General features: G+C 58.7%; 18 protein-coding genes and 1 pseudogene. 2 read left to right on the forward strand and 17 right to left on the reverse strand.

The genetic code is table 11. From position 1 onward, the window contains the following. Window positions 1–13: 13 nt before the first annotated feature. The 17 genes and pseudogenes from AC1DQ3_RS29830 to pdxR all read right to left on the reverse strand — a co-directional run bounded on the left by AC1DQ3_RS29830 (window position 14) and on the right by pdxR (window position 18,818). Window positions 14–1,027, reverse strand: coding sequence for an amidohydrolase family protein (locus AC1DQ3_RS29830; RefSeq protein WP_477123724.1), 1,014 nt, complete (start codon window positions 1,025–1,027; stop codon window positions 14–16). Window positions 1,028–1,057: 30 nt separating this feature from the next. Next, on the reverse strand, window positions 1,058–1,837 hold the full coding sequence (locus tag AC1DQ3_RS29835; protein ID WP_477123725.1) for a 2-keto-4-pentenoate hydratase: 780 nt from the start codon (window positions 1,835–1,837) through the stop codon (window positions 1,058–1,060). Continuing rightward, on the reverse strand, window positions 1,834–2,874 hold the full coding sequence (dmpG, locus tag AC1DQ3_RS29840) for a 4-hydroxy-2-oxovalerate aldolase (protein ID WP_477123748.1): 1,041 nt from the start codon (window positions 2,872–2,874) through the stop codon (window positions 1,834–1,836). The genes AC1DQ3_RS29835 and dmpG overlap by 4 nt, the downstream gene beginning before the upstream one ends. 11 nt (window positions 2,875–2,885) lie before the next feature. After that, entirely contained in the window at window positions 2,886–3,824 is a 939-nt protein-coding gene (locus tag AC1DQ3_RS29845) for an acetaldehyde dehydrogenase (acetylating) (protein WP_477123726.1), read from the reverse strand. A 14-nt stretch (window positions 3,825–3,838) separates the two neighbouring features. Next, window positions 3,839–4,642, reverse strand: a complete 804-nt coding sequence (locus tag AC1DQ3_RS29850) for a 2-keto-4-pentenoate hydratase (RefSeq protein ID WP_477123727.1) — start codon at window positions 4,640–4,642, stop codon at window positions 3,839–3,841. A gap of 2 nt (window positions 4,643–4,644) precedes the next feature. Continuing rightward, entirely contained in the window at window positions 4,645–6,135 is a 1,491-nt protein-coding gene (locus AC1DQ3_RS29855) for a 2-hydroxymuconic semialdehyde dehydrogenase (RefSeq protein ID WP_477123728.1), read from the reverse strand. 191 nt (window positions 6,136–6,326) lie between these two features. Beyond that, entirely contained in the window at window positions 6,327–7,412 is a 1,086-nt protein-coding gene (locus tag AC1DQ3_RS29860; RefSeq protein WP_477123729.1) for a porin, read from the reverse strand. A 133-nt stretch (window positions 7,413–7,545) separates the two neighbouring features. Then, window positions 7,546–8,508 (reverse strand): LysR substrate-binding domain-containing protein, encoded by a 963-nt coding sequence (locus AC1DQ3_RS29865; protein WP_477123730.1) that lies wholly within the window; start codon window positions 8,506–8,508, stop codon window positions 7,546–7,548. Window positions 8,509–8,617: 109 nt separating this feature from the next. Continuing rightward, the gene (locus AC1DQ3_RS29870; RefSeq protein WP_477123731.1) at window positions 8,618–9,268 is read right to left on the reverse strand and encodes a flavin reductase family protein; all 651 of its coding nucleotides are present in this window, start codon (window positions 9,266–9,268) and stop codon (window positions 8,618–8,620) included. A gap of 33 nt (window positions 9,269–9,301) precedes the next feature. Further along, the gene (locus tag AC1DQ3_RS29875) at window positions 9,302–9,826 is read right to left on the reverse strand and encodes a 3-hydroxyanthranilate 3,4-dioxygenase (protein ID WP_477123732.1); all 525 of its coding nucleotides are present in this window, start codon (window positions 9,824–9,826) and stop codon (window positions 9,302–9,304) included. 27 nt (window positions 9,827–9,853) lie between these two features. Continuing rightward, window positions 9,854–10,288 carry a RidA family protein gene (locus tag AC1DQ3_RS29880; protein WP_477123733.1) on the reverse strand — a complete coding sequence of 145 codons (435 nt, stop codon included), beginning with the start codon at window positions 10,286–10,288 and terminating at the stop codon, window positions 9,854–9,856. A gap of 40 nt (window positions 10,289–10,328) precedes the next feature. Further along, complete coding sequence (locus AC1DQ3_RS29885) at window positions 10,329–11,930, reverse strand: MFS transporter (RefSeq protein ID WP_477123734.1); 1,602 nt, start codon at window positions 11,928–11,930, stop codon at window positions 10,329–10,331. Window positions 11,931–12,353: 423 nt separating this feature from the next. Further along, window positions 12,354–12,701: pseudogene (locus AC1DQ3_RS29890) on the reverse strand (transposase); the annotation flags it as partial. A 588-nt stretch (window positions 12,702–13,289) separates the two neighbouring features. Next, entirely contained in the window at window positions 13,290–14,642 is a 1,353-nt protein-coding gene (gene gorA / locus AC1DQ3_RS29895; protein ID WP_477123735.1) for a glutathione-disulfide reductase, read from the reverse strand. Between the two features lie 506 nt (window positions 14,643–15,148). Then, entirely contained in the window at window positions 15,149–16,327 is a 1,179-nt protein-coding gene (locus AC1DQ3_RS29900; protein WP_477123736.1) for a hypothetical protein, read from the reverse strand. Between the two features lie 127 nt (window positions 16,328–16,454). Then, the gene (locus tag AC1DQ3_RS29905) at window positions 16,455–17,159 is read right to left on the reverse strand and encodes a glutathione binding-like protein (RefSeq protein ID WP_477123737.1); all 705 of its coding nucleotides are present in this window, start codon (window positions 17,157–17,159) and stop codon (window positions 16,455–16,457) included. 213 nt (window positions 17,160–17,372) lie between these two features. After that, on the reverse strand, window positions 17,373–18,818 hold the full coding sequence (gene pdxR / locus AC1DQ3_RS29910) for a MocR-like pyridoxine biosynthesis transcription factor PdxR (RefSeq protein ID WP_477123738.1): 1,446 nt from the start codon (window positions 18,816–18,818) through the stop codon (window positions 17,373–17,375). A 73-nt stretch (window positions 18,819–18,891) separates the two neighbouring features. Here pdxR and AC1DQ3_RS29915 point away from each other — a divergent pair, with 73 nt between their 5' ends. Beyond that, window positions 18,892–19,359, forward strand: a complete 468-nt coding sequence (locus AC1DQ3_RS29915; protein ID WP_477123739.1) for a pyridoxamine 5'-phosphate oxidase family protein — start codon at window positions 18,892–18,894, stop codon at window positions 19,357–19,359. Between the two features lie 42 nt (window positions 19,360–19,401). Beyond that, a complete protein-coding gene (locus AC1DQ3_RS29920) occupies window positions 19,402–19,719 on the forward strand; it encodes a lipocalin-like domain-containing protein (protein WP_477123740.1) in 318 nt (105 codons plus the stop codon). Window positions 19,720–20,036 lie beyond the last annotated feature (317 nt).

A 20,036-nucleotide genomic window follows, 5' to 3' on the forward strand; every position in this document is an offset into this window, starting at 1 on the left:
TGAATCATTCGCCTTAGCTCAATGCCTCGGGCAAATTGAAGAACTTGGCGGCATTGCCACCAAGAATACGGCTTTTGGCCTGATCGCTCAGACCGTCGTGGTTCTCCACCAGGGAGCCAATTTTCTGCTCGCCAAGCGGATACGGATAGTCGGACCCTAGCAATACCCGCTCCTCCCCCATGACGTCGACCAGCAGACTGAGAGACTTCGCGTCAAAGACGGCGCTGTCCACAGAAAACCGGTCCACGTAGGACGACGGAAGGTTCGGGCAATCCTCACGCACGATGTCCCGATGACGCCACGCGTTGTCGACACGGCCGAGCAGGAACGCAAAGCTCCCGCCACCATGTGCAAAGCAAAGCTTCAGAGATCGCGGAATCCGCTCGAATGCGCCGGACAAGATCAGAGAAAGGATGCCGAGCTGGGTTTCTGCCGGCATGGCCACAAGCCACGCCAGCATCCACTTCTTCATCCGGCCATCCGTCATCATGTCCCAGGGATGCACCAGGACAGGGATGCGCTCGTCGGCACAATGGCACAGGAACTGGATCAGCGCTTCGTCGTCGAGGTTGCGCGGGCCAACGTGGTTGCCAATCTGGACACCGCAAAGCCCCGACGCATGCGCGCGCGACGCTTCCCGGCATGCTAGATCGATATCCTGCAGTGGCACCTGCGCGAGAGCCTTCAGGCGATTCGGCGCTACCGAGCAGAGTTCAAGTGCCTTGTCGTTCATGCGTTGGGCCCACTGCGATGCCGCCTTCGCACCATATCGATAGCCGAACATCACCGGCGTAGCGCACATCAACTGTACGTCGATCCTCTGTTCGTCCATCTGTTCGAGACGTCGTTTCGGCTCCCACAGGGGACGATTGACCGGGCGAAACGCTTGATCACCCAGCATAATCATGCCGGTTTCGCCATCGTCCGTGACTGCGAGCCAGGGAACATCCGCCTGGTCGACCTGCGCAGCTTCCTCCCGCGAAATCATCGGGAAAAAATGGGAGTGCATATCAATTCGCAATGTCATGGTGTCACTATGCCTTCACTAGTCATGAGGCTAAATAATCGTCGACAAGGCGGTCGTAAACTCGGCCTCGCCGATGCCGTTGACCAATGCTTGAACATGGCTACCCGGCACAAGCGGGTGTGCCGCAGTGGCGGCGCCTGCCATGATGAGCGATCCTGCCGGCAACACGGTCTCCGACTCGCGTACAAGCCGTGACGCCTCGACGACGGCACGAAGCGGGTGACCCAGAATGGCCGCAGTGGAACCAATCTGCACATCCCTGCCGTCCACGCGCATGAGTACGCCAGCATTGCTGAGACTGTCAAAATTTCGCGCCCAGCTGCCGACGACGAGACCGGCACTGGAACAGTTGTCAGCCACTACGTCTTCAAGCGTGAAGCGAAAGTCCTGATATCGGGAATCGATGATCTCCATGGCGGGCGCGACGGCTTCAAGGTAGTCCTTCGCTTCGAGCGCCGTCAATGGTCGGTCAATCGCTTTTCGCGTCAGAAAACATACTTCTGGCTCGACGCGAGGATGGATAAATCGGCTCAGGTTGACGCTCCCGCCATCATCTTCAAGCATGGCATCCGTCAGCCATCCCCAGATCAGATCCGAAACACCCATCTGAATCATCTTTGCCCGACTTGTGAACCCGAGTTTGATGCCGATGCGGCGTTCACCGCGCCGCACGCGACGTTCGATCGATGTACGCTGAATACGATAGGCGTCATACACGGAAAAGGTGTCCACGGCTGTCAGCTGGTTGATCGCCGCCGCATTCACCGCCGCATCGTCGACCAGACGCGCGGCGTTCTCGATATCAATCATGCTGCCCTCGCTTGTTGTTCATTGCGCTGGACGAGATCAAGCGCGACGTCAACGATCATGTCCTCCTGACCGCCTACCATGTGCCGGCAGCCAAGCTCGACAAGAATGTCGAAAGCCGAGATGCCGTATTTCGCCGATGCCGCTTCTGCATGGCGCAGGAAGCTCGAGTAGACACCGGCATAGCCGAGCGCGAGCGTTTCGCGGTCGACTCGCACCGGCCGCTCTTGGAGCGGCCGGACGATATCGTCTGCGACGTCGATCAGTTTTTTGACATCGCAGCCGTGCTTCAGCCCCATACGATCAACGGCAGCAATGAAGACCTCCAGCGGAGCGTTGCCCGCACCCGCACCCATGCCGGTGAGCGATGCATCCACGCGATCGCAGCCTTCCTGGACCGCGACCATGGAATTGGCGACACCAAGAGAGAGGTTGTGGTGTGCGTGCATACCCGTCTGAGTGGCAGGATCGAGCGATGCTTTCAGAGCGCGGAAACGCGCAGCCACGTCTCCCATGTTCAGTGCACCACCAGAGTCAACGACATAAATACACTGTGCGCCGTAGCTCTCCATCAGCTTTGCTTGTTTGGCGAGATGTTCGGGCGTGGTCATGTGGCTCATCATCAGGAAGCCAACGGTGTCCATCCCGAGCGAACGCGCGTACTCGATATGCTGGCGCGAGATATCGGCTTCCGTGCAGTGCGTCGCCACGCGGACCACGCGTGCACCGGCCTCGTAGGCTTCCCGTAGGTCATGCAGAGTGCCGATACCCGGGATCAGCAGCGTCGCAACTTGTGCCTTCTTCACCGCACCGGCCACTGCAGCGATCCACTCATGGTCGGTGTGTGCGCCGAGGCCATAGTTAAAGCTCGAGCCGGCAAGCCCGTCACCGTGAGCCACTTCAATGCTGTCGACACCAGCCTCATCGAGCGCTTGCGCGATCTGAACGACCTGGTCCACGGTGTACTGATGCCGGATGGCGTGCATGCCATCCCGCAGCGTGACGTCGGAGACGTAGATCTTCTTCGTGTTCGCAGTCATCATCTTTTCCTTCAGGCTGCCAACCGCTTTGCCGCCATTTTATCCGCGGTGCGCAGAGCGGCAGACGTCATGATGTCGAGGTTCCCGGCATACGAGGGCAAGTAGTGCGCCGCGCCCTCGACTTCGAGAAACACGCTGACCTTGAGTCCGACGGACGGGGCGCCGGTCTTCAAAAAGCGCACCGGCAACTCGACCCGATCGAACTGCACGGCCTGCTTCAGGCGATAGCCGGGCACGTATGCCGACACACGTTGCACCTGCGCGTGAATCGAGGCTTCGATCTGCGTCGTGTTCGCATCCTCATCCACAAGGCAATAGACCGTGTCGCGCATGAGCAGGGGTGGTTCGGCCGGGTTCAGGATGATGATGGCCTTGCCGACCGTAGCACCACCGATGATTTCAATGGCGCGCGACGTCGTCTCGGTGAACTCATCGATATTGGCGCGCGTGCCTGGACCAGCCGAGCGGCTGGAAATTGAGGCAACGATCTCGCCGTAGTGGACGGCGGTCACATCGGAGACAGCACGGACGATGGGAATAGTGGCCTGACCGCCGCACGTCACCATGTTGACGTTTGTCGAATCGAGATTTGCGTCAAGATTAACGGATGGTACGACAAACGGTCCCAGTGCTGCCGGCGTCAGGTCGATGACTGTTACGCCGTGCTGGGCGAGAATCTCGGCGTGGCGTGCATGCGCACCGGCAGAAGTAGCATCGAAGGCAATCCGAACATCGCGGAACTCCGGCATTTCGACCAGGCCGTCGATGCCGCCGGCCGTCGTGGCCACGCCCAGACGTTCAGCGCGAGCAAGTCCGTCGGACGCGCGATCGATGCCGACCATGGCTGCCATCTTGAGATGCTTTGCGTGGCGCATCACCTTGATCATCAGATCGGTACCGATGTTACCCGATCCGATGATCGCCACAGAAAACCTAGTCTTGTCGTTCACGATTGGAACTCCGATTACTTCGAGAAGACGGCGCGGACTTCACCCAAGCCTTCGATCTTTGCGGAAAACACATCCCCGGGCTGCACCGCGACCATGGGACCCAAAGCGCCGGTCAGCACAACATCGCCTGCCTGCAAAGGCTCGCCGACCCGAGTCATCATGTCTGCGAGCCACACAGCTGCATTCAGCGGATTGCCCAGGCATGCAGCGCCCGCCCCCACGCTCACCTGCTCGCCCTTGCGATCCATGACCATCCCGCAACGGACGAGGTCGAGGTCGTGAAGCTTGACGGGGCGAGTACCGAGCACAAAGAGTCCGCTGGACGCGTTGTCTGCCACGGTATCGAGCAGACGGATATTCCAGTTCGCGATGCGGCTGCCTACGACCTCGATGGCCGGTAGCGCGTACGCCGTGGCGCCGACGATGTCGGCAATCGTGTGACGCTCGTAGGGCAGGTCATACTCGAGCACCAGGGCGATCTCCGCCTCAACCTTCGGTTGGTGCGTCCGAGTGAAGGGAATCTCCTCGCCGTCTCCGAAGGCCATGGTGTCCAGCAGCGCGCCGAAGTCCGGTGTGTCGACACCGAGCTGGGCCTGCACGATCTTCGAAGTCAGACCAATCTTGCGTCCAACAGAACGCACACCGGCAGTCAACTGACGTTGGATATTGATCTGCTGAATGCGGTATGCATTCTCGAGAGCTACGCCTTCGATCTCTTCGATCGCGTCGCGTACCGGGGATACGGGACTGAACGGCAGGCCACCGTGGGCTCTCCACAGTGTGTCGGCAATGCCCTGCAGCGCTTGGTTGTTTTCCATGTTTAATCGACCCTCACACAGATGTTGGTGAGCTCCGAATAGAAGTCCATCGAGTGGCGTCCGCCCTCGCGTCCGAAGCCCGAAAGCTTTGCACCACCGAACGGCGTGCGCAGATCCCGCGCATACCAAGCGTTCACCCAGACGATTCCGGTCTCGATTTGTTGCGCAACGCGGTGACCACGCGCCAGATGCGTGGTCCACACGCTGGCGGCCAGGCCATACTTGCTGTTGTTCACTCGAGCCACCACTTCTTCCTCCGAATCAAACGGCGAGATGTGGCAGACAGGTCCGAACACTTCCTCGTTCACACACCGTGCGGTGTCCGGCAGTCCGGTCCAGATCGTTGGCTGCACGAAGGCACCGTTGTCGCAGTTGTCACCAAACGTCGGCACATCGCCGCCTGTCACCACGGTTGCACCTTCTTCGACGGCGAGCTTGAAGTAGCTCAGCACCTTGTCTCGATGACCCTTCGAAATCATCGGTCCGGTGGTATTACCGGACACATACGGCGACCCAATGCGCAGTTTCTCGGTACGGGTCTTCAGTTCCAAGACGAAGCGCTCGAAGATCGAACGCTCGACATAGACGCGTTCCGTACACATGCAAACCTGACCTGCGTTGGTGAAACTGGAGCGCAGAATGCCTTCAACCGCTGCTTCGAAATCGGCATCCGCGAAAACGACGGCCGCATTCTTGCCACCGAGCTCAAAGGACACGTTCTTTACACCGTCGGCCACGGCCTTCATGATCGCGCTGCCCGTCCTTGATTCGCCAGTGAACGTAATCGCGTCAATTTCCTGGTGCTTGGTCAGCCATTCCCCCGCTGCGTTCGGGCCATGACCATGGATCAGGTTGAACGCGCCCTTGGGCAGCCCCGAGTCGCGGATGACCTCGGCTAGCAGTGTTGCGCTGGTTGGCGACTCCTCGGACGGCTTGGCCACTACGGAGTTGCCCATTGCCAGCGCCGGGGCCACCTTCCATGTCAGCAAGAGTAGCGGCAGATTCCATGGCGAGATCACGCCAACCACGCCCAGCGGCTTGCGCGTGACGTAGTTGAGCAGTTGCGTGCCATCTGCACCAACCGACTCGAAGCATTCACTGTGCGCAGTGCTCACAAGATCGGCAAAGGCTCGGAAGTTCGAGATGCCGCGCGCGATATCGAGGGCCCTTGCCTGGGCGACGGGTCGACCGGTGTCAGCCACTTCCGCCGCCACGAACTCGTCAAAGCGATCCTGAATGCCATCGGCAATGCGATGCACGGCTTCGGCCCGCTGTGCGGGGGTGTACTTCCGCCACGGTCCGTTCTGGGCGCGTCGGGCTGCTCGCACTGCAGCATCGACCGCTGCGGCATCCGCTTCGGCAACCTGTGAAAGTTCCCGGCCATCGATCGGGCTGAGCTTCGGAAATGAACTGGTCGAATCGACAAATTCCCCGTCGATGAAATTGCGCAATTGCTCGGGCAATCTCTCTGCGATCTCCGCGTAGTAATCCATGAGCACTCCTGCAACTGGTAGTGATTGAAGTGTAGGAGTACCAGTTTGGCTTGAATAATCAAACCTTGAGCAGTTGATATAAGGGCGTGGAATAACCAACCCGCTTTCATACAGAAAAAACGCCAAGGCATCCCTGGAGAAAAAGAGCCTTGGCGTGGGAATACACCCCGAAGGGTGCGAGTCACCAAATGTCAGAAAATGTGCTTGATACCTACCGTCACACCGAGCTGGCTGCCGCCGGCAGTAGGCGTTGCAGCCGGCGTAGCGCCGGAACTAACCGATAGCGCAAGCTGACCGCCGTTGTCGATGAAGCCGGCGGTCGTGTAGATGGTCGTGCGCTTCGAGAACGCGTAGTTGGCGCGCGCCGCATACAGCCATGCCCTGTTGGAACTGTTGTGATAGCGCAGATAGAGAAGCTCACCGTCGACGCTGAAAGCCGGCGTTACGGCGTACGACATGCCGCCGTACCAGAGGTCACTACGCGGCGTCACCGCATTCCCATTATTGTCTCGACGAATCCATCCGCCGCCGACTTTCGCTTTGCCGATGTTGGTATAGCCGCTCAGGGAGAAACGATCGTCTTTCATCCCGCTAGTGGTCAAACCACCAGCGGCACCGGCGCCTCCGCGCAACGAGTCATAGGCCGCGAAAACGCCCCAGTTGCTGGTGTCGTAGCCAACCAATGCTGACCATTCGCGACATGCATTGTGGTCACCAGGGTTCTCGCCAGCGCACGGTGCTCCGGCCGGCGCAGCGTCGCGCCCGAAGCTATAGGTTGCGCCAAGGGTGAGCCCGCCGAACGTCCCCTTATAGGAAATGGCGTTGTCCGTACGCGGATTTGCCATATAGCTGTCGAGCGACGAAGTGCCGAACGTGTTGGGCCCCAGCGTGTCCGAGTCAAGGGTCGCCCAGAACAACATACTGTACTGGCGACCGAGTGCCACCTGTCCCCATGGGCTACTAAGTCCCACCCAGGCCTGTCGACCAAAAAGGCGACTGGCCTGGTTCGACACACCAGAGTCGGGAGCGAAGCCCGACTCCAGTACGAATGCGGATTTCAACCCACCGCCCAGGTCTTCGGTGCCCCGGAGACCCCAGCGCGAAGGTACCGTCCCTGAAAGATTGTTCATCCTCACCAGCCCGTGGTGGTCGGCACCAACACGATTCACATACTCGACGCCGTTATCGACCACGCCGTACAGCGTGACGGACTGTGCAAAGGCGAAGGTCGGCGCGATCGCGAAACCCGCGCATATTACTTTACTAAGCTTCTTCACTTCTTATCCTTCTTTGCATGTAGCTGAATTTGGCTCCGGTACTGCAAAAAAACAGGCAAAGCGATACCCTTCCAGCCTGCCTGGAACAACATCTAAGGTTTGTTTGCGCGGTACTGCCGGGAGAATGTGGGCGTCAGCTGATCTCGTCGCGTCCGGAGACCTCCCTCAGACACTCGATAAAGACCTCACAAGCACGTGTGAGGTCCTTATTGGCGCGAACCGAGTACCCTACCGTCCCGAAGGCACCCAGTTCTGGAATAGAAAGCGTTCGCAGCAGGCCGGCTTGGACAAATTGCCGGGCCGCTACGCGGGGCATGACTGCGATTCGATTGGTGGTAAGAAGCAGACCAAGGTTGGTCAGTACGGACATTGACTCCACCAGATCGCGAGGCAGCTCAATACCGGCGTCGCGGAACATGCGCTCCACTGAGTAGCGCAACGGTGAATCCGGCGTCGGCAAGATCCAGGGAAGTTGATCTAGTTCGCGCAATGAAGTGACAGACTGCCCCACGGCATCGTTTGCGCTACCGACCACAACTGCAAGCGAGTCCTCGAAGAGTGCCTGATGGGTAAGGGGGAAAGCCGCTGCGATCGGCAACTCCCGCTCCGGCAGGCGCCCGACGACAATGTCGACTTCGCCCGTCGCCAAGGCCGGGAAAAGCTGAGCGGTTGGCCCTTCGCGCACCGTGACGATAACGTTCGGGGCGCGCTCCTTCAGCTTGGCGATGGTCGAAGGCAACAGGTGAGCGGAAGCGGCCATCATCGTGCCGACGATCACCCTACCAGCCGTTCCAAAACGAAACTGATCGAGCTCCTCGGTCATGTACCGGAACTCCGCGAGGAGCGACTTCACGCGGCGGGCCAGAAGAACGCCCAGTTCGGTCGGAACTACCCCGCGGTTAGATCGGGTAAACAGGGCGCCATCCACTCCCGCTTCAAGTTCCTGAATGATCTTGGTCACGGCCGGCTGAGTCAGGCCCATGTCGTTGGCAGCGTGAAGGAGTGACCCCGTCTCGATGACACGATCGAAGACCAGCAACTGATTCAGCTTCAGGTTCCGGCTCAGTCGGATTTGCGTCAGCGGATGAATGTACATGGCATGACCACCTCAAAAGAATCCGACAGCAGACTGCCCTCAATCATCGGGACTGCAAAAAATGGCGTCCGCACCGATGACGTGTCCTCGACGTGTGCGCAGCCACGACTCATTCTCGTGCAACGCCCACCGACGGCAAGTACGTAGGTACTTGGATACGTCGCCGGTCCGACGTCCGGCAATAGTTCGGGCCGCCCAGACGTCCGACCGGATGAAACTGATCCACACGAATCCTCAGTTTCTCGTCGTCGAACAGATCGTCGCGGATATACATCGACACGATTTCGCCAAAAACGATCGAACGCTGCGCCGAAAAATCGAAGACCTTGTACAGCCTGCACTCCCAAGAGATAGGTGCCTCCGCGACTCGCGGTACGACCACGGATTGTGAAGGGGCCAGCGACAGCCCTACCGCTTCTACCTCGGATAGATGGGCAGGCAGATCGCTACCGCACTTCACCGCACGCTCCACAATGGCGTCGTCGACCATGTTGACGACAAACTCGTGCCGGTCCAGAATGTTTCGCAGCGTGTCCTTGACGTCGCCAAGCCTGTGGCTCTCGTCGCCATAGTGGTCCACCGCAATGGCGAACAGCGGTGGATCCTCGCCCATGTAGTTGAAAGCGCTATAAGGAGCGGCGTTGCACACCCCACTCTCGCCCAGAGTCGTTACCAATGCAATGGGGCGCGGGCCGACACTGCCAGTAATAAGCCAGTACTTTTGCCTGGTCGTGAGACCGGCCATCGCGATGCTTGTCATGGTGCTAATCTTCTTGATGCGAGGTTGAGGAGGCTACGCTCCGCGCCCGGGATGCACGGTGCCACAATGCGGGCAGCGCCGGCTTTCTTCGGAGGCGTAGAACRCTTCAAAGAGGGGGGGCAGATCATCGACAATGCTGCGCAGCTGAACCTCGACCCGGTGGACCAGGCCGTCACAGCTCGGGCAGTACCATTCGAAGCCGTCCAAGGCACCGTACGGACGCTGGCGCTCGATTACCAGACAGACGCTGCCTTCTTCTGGCCGCTGCGGCGAATGACGAACGTGGGGAGGCAGCAGGAAAATGTCCCCCTCACGAAGATCGACGCGCTCGCGCTTGCCGTCCACCATCAGGTTCAGGTACGCATTGCCCCTGAGCTGATAGAAGAACTCTTCCAGCGGATCATCGTGATAGTCAGTCCGCAGATTCGGACCGCCGACCGCGGTTACGATGAAGTCCGCTTCCCGCCACACCTGTTGGTTGCCAACAGGCGGCATCAGAAGGTGACGACGATCATCGATCCATTTGTCGAACTTGAATGGCCGTCCATACTTCAGCATTGTTTTCTCCAATTCTCGTTTCCCGGATCAGTCTGCTTTCGCCTGGGGCGCGTAGGCAATGGCCTTGATCTCGATGGTCAGCAGCGGGTGCGGTAGCTGGTGTACCGCCACCGTTGTGCGCGTCGGACCGCCCTCGTCAAAGTACTCGGCATATGCTTCGTTATAGCCGCCGAAATCGTTCATGTTGACCAGGAATGTGGTGATCTCCACCACATTTTTGAGGTCTGCGCCCTCCGCCTGCAAGATGTCGCGGATGTTCTCGATCACTGCTCGCGTCTGCTGCCGGATATCAACCGTCGCCGTTCCGAAAGCGTCGGCGGATGCCCCGAAGAAGGTGTTGTCTGGCCGCCTCGAACTGGTACCCGAAACGAAGAGGAAATCGCCAGCGCGCACCACATGGGGAAAACGCCCCCGGGGAGTTGCCTTCCCTTGCACTAGTCGTGCCTGACTGGACTGCGTCATTAATTGCTCCAATGCTCTTGATGCCGAGGGAATACTCGCCTCACTGATTCACGTCGACGTCCTTGGTTTCCTTCAGCATGACAATGCCGATGACAACCGAGACACCACCCACGACGATTGCGTACCACAGCCCCCCCAGTACATCGCCCGATTTCACGGCGAGTGCCGTAGACATAAAGGGAGCCAGTCCGCCGAAGTAACCTGCGCCGATGTTGTAGGGAATGGAAATCGAGGTGTAGCGGATAGCGGCAGGAAACAGTTCCACATAATAGGCGGACATCGGGCCGTAGGCCATCGCGCCCCAGATCATCAGGAGGAAAAGCAGGATGTACATCACCGGACGATTGATCGCCTTCGCGTCGGCTACCGGCGGATATCCTGCGGCAACGAGGCCCTCCTTGTAAGCTTTGGCATCAAAGCCCTTGAACGGCTTGTCACCGATATAGGTCACCAAAGGCTCGCCAGCGAGACCAGGCTCAACGCGATACGACAAACCAGCCTGGGTCAGAAAGTCACGTGCCTTGTCGCACGGCGTATGGGCGTCAGAGAACATGCTGTCATTACAGTCGGAGGACGCGATGCGGATCGTCACGGTTTGCTGGAAGTGGGCGAGCCCCGGATTCACGGCCTTGCTCAGTTGCGAGAAGATCGGGAGGAACGTCAGGACCGCCATGCCGCAGCCAATGAGGATGATCCACTTGCGGCCCACCTTGTCCGACAACCAGCCAAAGAACACGTAGAGCGGCAGCGAGAAGATCAGTGCGACAACCAGATAGCTATACGCGTCGCTAGCGGGCACTTTCAGGGTAGACGTCAGGAAGTACAGGACGTAGAAGTTGCACGTGTACCAGACAACGGCAACGGCGGCTTGCGCGCCAAACAGTACAGCCAGCATCCTGCGTACGTTTTGGCCGACCATGAGGCTATCGCGCAGAGGCGCGCTGGACGTCCGGTTTTCCGCTTTCATCCGCTTGAATACCGGGGACTCCGAAAGCGTCGTGCGGATGTATGTCGACACGGCCAGGAGCAACAGAGACGCCAGGAACGGCACGCGCCAGCCCCACACTGCAAAGTCTTCGGTCGAGATCCAGATCCGGCAGATTTGAATGACCGCGAGCGACAGCAGAAAACCGAAGGTCGCAGTGGTCTGGAGCCAGCCAGTCGCGTAGCCGCGGCGACCGGACGGCGTGTGCTCGGCAATGTAGGCCGCAGCACCGCCATACTCTCCGCCTAGTGCCAACCCTTGAAGCAGGCGCAGCACGATCAGGATGGCAGGAGATGCCCAACCAAGGGTTTCGTAGGAAGGCAAGAGGCCAACGCCAGCCGTCGAGACACCCATCATCACCACTGTGGCAAGAAACGTTGTTTTGCGCCCCGCCTTATCGCCAAATCGGCCAAATACAATAGCGCCGAGCGGTCGAATAATAAATCCGATGCCAAACGTTGCTAGCGAAGCCAAATAGCTGGCAGTAGAATTACCAGCGGGAAAGAAATGCGATGAGAAGAAAATCGCCAGACTTCCATAAAGGAAGAAGTCATACCATTCGAGAACAGTACCGACGCACGCCCCTACCACGACCTTGATCTCTCCACTCTTGGCTGCGCTACGCGCTCGCACATCCACTGTTAGTTCGCTATTCATCCAAGTCTCCTCCACCTATCGGCTACAGACCACGGAGCGCACTTGCTACCGTTGAATGGGAGTCTAAAAGCTGCGTTCAGCGAGCCATAATCAATCATGCGGGCACCGATATTCCATGCTGTTATATCAGTCTTACATCGCTGATTTTTTGGCTTTTTGGCGCACTTTTCAGATGCTCTTGCGTGGTGCATCTTAGGGATATCCCTCCCCCGCCGGACCGAAGAAAGTCACGAATTTCCGCACCGCAGCATTACCTCACACCAATGGTGCAATTTTCTTTTTCAACGTTCACATAAAAGCGAGATTTACAAAGGCGGTTTCAAGTGCGAAGTGCAACACCCCACATGTTATTGAACAGGAAGCCGGTCCGTGGGATTGGCCAGGACCTGCGCGAGGACTTGTAGCGGGGAGTGCCAGTTCAGGGACGTTGAGGTCCGGTTGGTCAGGAAAGGCCCGCTTGAGCGCAGCGGAGATTTCCTGGGGCGAGCACTTCCGATTGAGGAAGTGGCGCACCACGCCCCACAGTACGCCATCAGGAGCAAGCTTAGGGGCTGGACGGCTGGCATTGAGGCGTTGGGTACGGCAGGCTTGCGCGCTCATTGCGCCATAGCCGCCACGGGCGGTGGCATTGCGACGAAGCTCACGCAGCAGTGTCGAAGGCGCGCGGCCAAGCCTGCGAGCCATGGCTCGCACGCTCACATCTTCTGCCTTCCAAATCTCGATGCGCATGCGCTCTTCGCGTTGTAGTTGTTGGTACTTCGTTCTTGTCATTCACCGCACCTTACCGGATGGCAAGGTGTGGGACCTCCGGTCTTGCACAGACGGGAGGCCGCGAGCATGCCAGCCTTGGCAAAAGGTGCGGTATTTCTATTTGGCTGAGATACGACATACTGTCCAGGCCAGAACCAAATGTCGGGCGGTTGGCTATTTTCAAATGTCGGCACGGCGCGGAATGGATGGTGCGAGTGAGCCAGTCCGCGTATGAGGCGCTCGTCGCGCACTGGACTGACCTGGGCGGCACTGCGGCCACGGCAGACGGGCCTTTACCGTCACCGCTGGAAGGGGTGACGACTCCCAACGCCAGGGTGAAAACAGACGCGGTCGTACCGGCTACAGTGACCGGGGCCTGCGCCACCTGGTAACCGGGCGGCGCAGAAGTTTCGGATCCAGCTGTCCGACCGGGATGCAGCGTTGTTGGACCGTGTGCCGTTATCGCACCTCGATGCATTCGGCATGCCATTGGCAGGCATGCGACGGAAACCGCCGTTGCGCATCGAATTACAGACCTGCAAGACGCAGGAATCATCTGCGATGGTTCTAGTCGCCTACAGAACGCTGCAGACGCTGCTCTACCCAAACTCATCGCGGTTCGCGCAGCGTGACAAACTCTTCGGCGATCGTTGGATGGACACCGAGGGTTGCGTCCATGTCGGCTTTTCTTACACCCGACTTAATCGCAATCGCCAAGCCTTGAATGATCTCCGCAGCATCGGCGGCAACGATGTGCGCTCCAAGCACTCTGTCAGAGCGCGCGTCGACGACAAGCTTGACAAGCGCTCGCTCATCTCGAGACGACAACGCTGCCGTCATCGGCCGGAAGGAGCTACCAAATATTTTGACATTGGGGTACTTCGCCTTAGCCTGCGTCTCGCTCAGGCCAACAGACGCTGCCTGGGGCTGACTGAAGACTGCATTGGGGACGTTCTCATGTGAGATTGCTCGGGGTCGCCCACCAAACACCGTATCAGCGAATGCGTGCCCCTCTTGAACGGCCACGGGCGTCAAATTGACCCGATTAGTCACGTCGCCGACTGCATAGATGCCTGGGTTCGTAGTACGGGAGAATTGATCTACTTTAATAGCGCCGATATCGTCGACTTCCACACCAACCGTATCCAATCCAAGTCTGCTGGTGGCGCATTGACGCCCGGCAGCAATCATCAGCGAGTCGACTTCCAAGGTTGAACCGTCAGATAGATAGACGGACAGAACGTCGTGCGTACGCTCAACCGCCGTAACTTGGATGCTGCAGCGAAGGTCAACACCCCTGCGTGAAATTTGATCCGCAAGGTGATATCTAAGTTCATCGTCGAATCCCCGGAGAATCTGCTCCCCGCGATGCAACTGGACAACCTGCGCCCCCAGTCCGCTAAAGATCCCTGAGAATTCGCACGCAATGTAGCCCCCACCAATTATTGCTACGCGGGACGGCGCTTTCCGTAGGCTAAAAATGTCATCAGACGTCGCCATGAACTTGGCTCCAGGAATATCAGGCCTAACTGGTGCCGCGCCGGTCGCGATGAGAATGGTTTTGGCGGTGATGATCTGATCATCGACCAGGATCTGATTCGGGCCGTCCAGTTCCGCTCGGCCTTGAAAGACCGCGACACCAGCCCTATCGAGCAGCCCTCGGTATACGCCCTCCAGCCTATCGATTTCCTTGTCCCTGGCAGCCACCATGCGCGGCCAGTCGTGAACATAGGGGCCCTCGATGTTCCATCCATATCCACACGCGTCCTCGAATGCGCCGCGAAACTGAGACGCATACATCATGAGCTTCTTCGGAACACAACCCCGGATCACACAAGTGCCTCCCAGCCGATACGCCTCGGCGATACCAACCCTTGCGCCGTGCGACGCAGCGATACGACTGGCACGAACCCCACCGGACCCACCGCCAACTACAAATAGGTCAAAATCAAAACCATGCATGTCTATACTCTCATTGACTAAACAGTCTGCACTTGTAAATCGTTCACACCGGGTTCTATCCAAATTCAGCAAGCACAGAAAAGCCAAATCTAGCTTCAGATGAAGTGCCGTTCCGTCTCGCCGATATTCTCTTTGTGGACGGCGCCGTCATCCGTATCCCAAACTCAGAAATCCAACGGAAAAAACATTTACATGTTGGAGGAAACGCGCAGATCTTTGATCCAGTGTTCACTTGTAGATTCACAGCGTACGACCCAACCGACAATTGGAAATCTATGCATATCGATCCAAAAAAGTCTTCTCACGGGTTGGTATATCCGATATTGGCTGCACGACAGACGGCATATTCGACCCAATGAATTTCCGTTAAGCGTTTCTGCCATCGGCACGAAGCGGCTTCCGTAGACCAGAACAGGTAAAAATAGTCGTTTGCGCCGGTCCTGAGCGGTGTAATCGGCTGAACCCCGGCGAATACAATTGTCGATCTTCCAGGCGCGTACTGGGCGTCAGATCCGTACCCCAACCATGCCGGCAACGACTACCGCAGCCCACAGCGATGCGGCGCCAATCAACGTCCAGCAAATGACATTGGCTCGAGGCATGGAAACTCCGTGAGCCAGCATCACCGTGCGCAGGCCGCAGACGATGTGGCTAAAGATCAGCCACACGCCCAGTGAATAATGCGGGATTAGCCGCACATTCCAAGAATCGGCGATGAGACCATTCGGCAGCCCGGTGGCCCATGCATAGTCCGTATCGGTGCCGAAGTATCGCGCGAGGATAAACACCGCGTTGATATGCGACGCTATGAATATCACAAGATAGGCACCCGATGCCGTTTGCAGCGTACCAAGGAGATCCCGCTTCTCACCCAGCTTCGGCAACAACAGCACGAGACCGCTCACGATCTGGAATAAGAAGAGCGCAATCAGGATGGGTTCGAGCCATCCGGAGCGATAGAGGCGACGCAGGACCAGCATGACCGCCTTGTGTGTGTCCGTGCCGAAGATGCCGATCGCATGATTGCCAAGGTGCGGGAAAAGGAAAACGAGAATGATTGTGGCCGATGCGACGCCATGCATCACCCGCACCGGCGGCAAGCGGCGAGCCGCGCGCGCGCTCTTATCGACGGTCGGGCTCGTCAGCAAGGCCAGCATGGCGGCACAGAGCACCGCGGCCCAGATACCCAGCCAGACTTTTTCGTCTGCGCCGCTTATTTTCATCAGATACAGGAAGACTCCCAAGATGACAAAGAGCGGTGGTGACGCAAACGTGAAATGGGCGAGACGCTGAAGAATGACGCCGCGTGAGGTTGGCGCCGGTTGTCGTCCGAGAGAACACAGGCTGACGAAGGCGCTTATCGGAACTGTGAGGACAACTGCAAAAGCCGCCAAGGCGGCGAAGGTATGATGGGCAGCGGCCGCGTCGTAAAAACGTGCAAGATACCAGGGATAACCCGGCGCCAGGACGCCGGGGGCCAAATGCCAGTAGGAATGCACAGCTGGCGAGTTGTTTGCAGTTGCGACATGCGTCATGGTCATAACTCTGGTTGCAGTGGCAATGCGCAAGACTAAAGTCACGCCGTGCCAATGGGGATTATTGGTCGCCTGATCCGCGGCTAACGCCGCAACCAGAATTGGGATGACGAGTTTCCTCGCGATCGCCCTATCGATTTGAGAAGACACTTCCGCCGTTCGAGCGAGAGGCTCCGCTGAAGGCCGCCGTCCCACTGGCTAATCGACGGAAATCGATCGGCTTTGCAACACGAGCGTTTGCGCGGTAACCGGATTTCGACGGACGATGGGGAGCGTCTCAGCCGCGGCTGGGTATATCGATACCCTTCACAACGGCTGGACGCTCGATGAACGTTTTGTATACCCGCATGACGTGCGGAAAATCGTCGATGCCGACCAGATCGCCGGCCTCGTAAAAGCCCACCAGATTGCGCACCCATGGAAATACGGCCATGTCGGCGATCGTATAAGCGTCGCCCATGATCCACGTGCGTCCGGCGAGCCGTCCGTCGAGAACGTTGAGCAAACGGCGTGACTCGGCGACGTAACGGTCGCGCGGGCGCGTGTCCTCATAGTCCTTGCCGGCGAACTTGTTGAAAAAGCCCACTTGACCGAACATCGGGCCGATGCCGCCCATCTGGAACATCAGCCATTGGACGGCTTCATAGCGGCCGCTGGCGTCCTGCGGGATGAACTGCCCGCTCTTGTCGGCCAGATAAAGCAGAATAGCGCCCGATTCGAACAAGGCGAGCGGCTTGCCGCCGGGGCCAGCCGGGTCAAGGATGGCCGGGATCTTGTTGTTGGGATTGAGCGAGAGAAATTCCGGCGACATCTGATCGTTGGTATCGAAGCGCACTAGGTGCGGTTCGTACGGCAGTCCCGTTTCTTCGAGCATGACCGAAACCTTGACGCCGTTCGGCGTCGGTAACGAGTAGAGTTGGATGCGATCCGGGTGCCGTGCGCGCCATTTGCGGGTGATCGGGAAGGGGGAAAGTTCGTTCATGCGTGGTCCTTCAAAAGAGACCCACGACAAGCCGCGCTGTGGCGCAATCTAGGCGTAGTCGAAACCACTGCTTATCGCGGATCCTCTCGACGGGGCTATGTTTAAGGAGCCTTCATCCTGCCGCGATATGGTCCAGTAGCAAAGGGCCATGAACGACCCGGATTTATAGGCCATAGCACTTGCGAAATCCTCAGGATCGAATTGCCGGCGCGCTCAGATGAGCTTCAAGATGCGCCTTCCGAGTTTCTCGGCGGTACTCTCGGAGTCGATGTTGGTGAAGCCGAGCAGCAAGGCAGGTTCTACCTTTTCGCTGATGCTCCAGTTGGTCAGTGCGTGAGCAAACATGCCATGGCTCCGTACACGCTCGGCGAGCGAGCGATCCGATCCTTGCCCCTGCATGCGTAGAACTAGATGCATTCCTCCCGGCTGTGGATCAATGTGCATATGCGCTCCCAGGGCTCGCTCCAGTCCGTTTGTGGCGGCTGCCCGGCGCTCCCCATACAGCTTTCGCATGCGCTGGATATGACGGGCAAAATGGCCTTCCGCTAGAAAGGCGGTGACAATGGCCTGCGTTAGTCCAGGCCCGCCGCCCGAGAAAATCTGACTGATCAGTTCGAACCGTTCAACCTGCGCTTCCGGTACCACGAGGTACGCAAGTCGAATGCCGGGAAACAGAACCTTGCTGAACGTGCCCGCATAGAGAACGCGCCCGTCGCAATCGAGGCTCTTGAGCGCGGGCAACGGACGGCTCACATACCTGTATTCGCCGTCGTAGTCATCCTCGACGATCCACGCCTGGCTTCGTGATGCCCAATCAAGCAGTGCCAGGCGCCGCGGCAACGATAGCGACATACAAAGTGGACTCTGATGCGCCGGTGTAACGACTGCCGCACGCGCGCGCGACGCGGCTCTTACGCCGTGCGCGACGACCAGTCCTTCCTCGTCCACCGGAACGGGGGTGACCACAATCTTCGCGTGTTGCAGCAACTGTCGAGTGGGCGGGTAGCCGGGATCTTCGACCCAGACCCGGTCCCCTGCATTGAGAAGCGCGCGGACGATCAACTCCAGCGTGTTGCGATATCCGGAAGTAACGAACACTTGTGATGGAGAGCAGGTAATCCCGCGCGCGACCTGGAGATAGGTGGCAATTGCAGTCCGCAACGGGAGCAAGCCGTGTGCAGGCGGATAGATCATCTCGGGAATCTGGGTGGCACGTATGCATCGCGCGCCTAGCCGGGCCCAGATTTTTCGGGGAAATGCGTCTAGCGCAGGCAGTCCCATCTGCAGTGGCAGCATCGACATAGGGCGCATGTTCACCGTACCCGCGGGGGAAACGGGCGGCTGGACTGCCGCCGGTACCGGCAACCGGGGCTTCAGACCCGGCGTGACGAAAGTGCCCGCTTGGCCGCGAGGCTGAAAGTACCCCTCGGCGATCAACGTCGCATAGGCAACGTCAATGGTTCCTCTCGACAATCCCAATTCCTCGGCCAGTGCGCGGGCCGACGGGACCCGATCCCCAGGCGCGAGAAGACCGTCCGCAATGGCTCCACGGAACCGGCCATATATCTGCTGGTACAGGGGCTCTGTGGAGGCCGTGTCGAGTGGGGGAAACTTGCTCGTTTGTGCGTGAATCATGGCTTGGTTGATATGGCGAATCATGGATCTGTCCACTATGCCATAGCATTCGTACTATATACCCCGGTAGCACTCTGCAGCCGCAAACTTGAGGTCCATGATGCCGATTCTTACCACCGACATGCTCGATGTCATTCAACGCGCGATACTTTCGTTCGTCGCGACGGTGAATGAAGATGGAACGCCGAATCTCTCGCCGAAGGCGTCGCTACTCGCGCGAAACGACGCGCTATTTTTCGCGGACATCGCCTCGCCTCAGACCATCGGGAATCTCGAACGCAATCCGGCGATCTCGATCAACGTCGTCGATGTCTTCACCCGGCGCGGTTATCGCTTCAACGGGATGGCCCGTGTCCTACCCGCCGCCGATCCTGAACGGACGTACGTCGCCGACTGGGTTTCGCAGACGAACGGCCCGGACTATCCGGTGAACCACGTCGTCCGCATCGACGTGCGCGAGGCGCTGCCGCTGCTGTCGCCGGCCTACCGCTTCGGAGCGGGGGCTTCGGAAGACGCCCTTCGCGAAGTGTATATGGCGAAATACGGCGTCCAGAAACGGGATTGAAGCACGCCACAGCAACCCATTGACGGCCCTGCGGGTCGTGGGATGGCCGCCCAAACCGGGACGCTGAAGGAACAGGTCGTCGGAACGTCGGCCTACGTATCGGTCGATACCGTGCGCCCGGACGGCAGTCGGCAACCGATGTACGGCACCAATCCGCAAGGGCTCGCGGTTTTCGACGGGAGCGGCCACTATATTCTGATGACATCTCGCGCGGATATTGCAAAATTTGCGTCCGCCAACCGAATGGAGGGCACGCCGGAGGACAACAAGGCCGTCGCGCGAGCTGTGGACGACGGCGGCTTCGAGCGGCGGCACAGCGGAAGTGGTCCTGCAGGGGCTGAGATGATACCTGAGCGATGAATTGGGCAAGCCCATAGTGTCACAGCTGGCCGTTAAAGATGGATACGGACCACCGACAGGTCGGTAAATACTGCGGTTAGCTATGAAACTCGTGAAATCCAGTTGGACATACGACGAAATCACAGCCTGCGCCGAGAAAACAATAACCGGCTTTATGCGGCATCACGCGAGAGATCCGATCAAGAATGACATCTATGCGTATTGGGCACAGGACGCATTTTTTCTTGGTCGGAACTGACCGCCGGACTGCACCGCTCACACGACTTCGCACGCCTGAAGGCATTGCTGCAGAACGAGCAGCCACCGCGGGTGGATCA

Source organism: Cupriavidus sp. 01T418, from assembly GCF_056398885.1.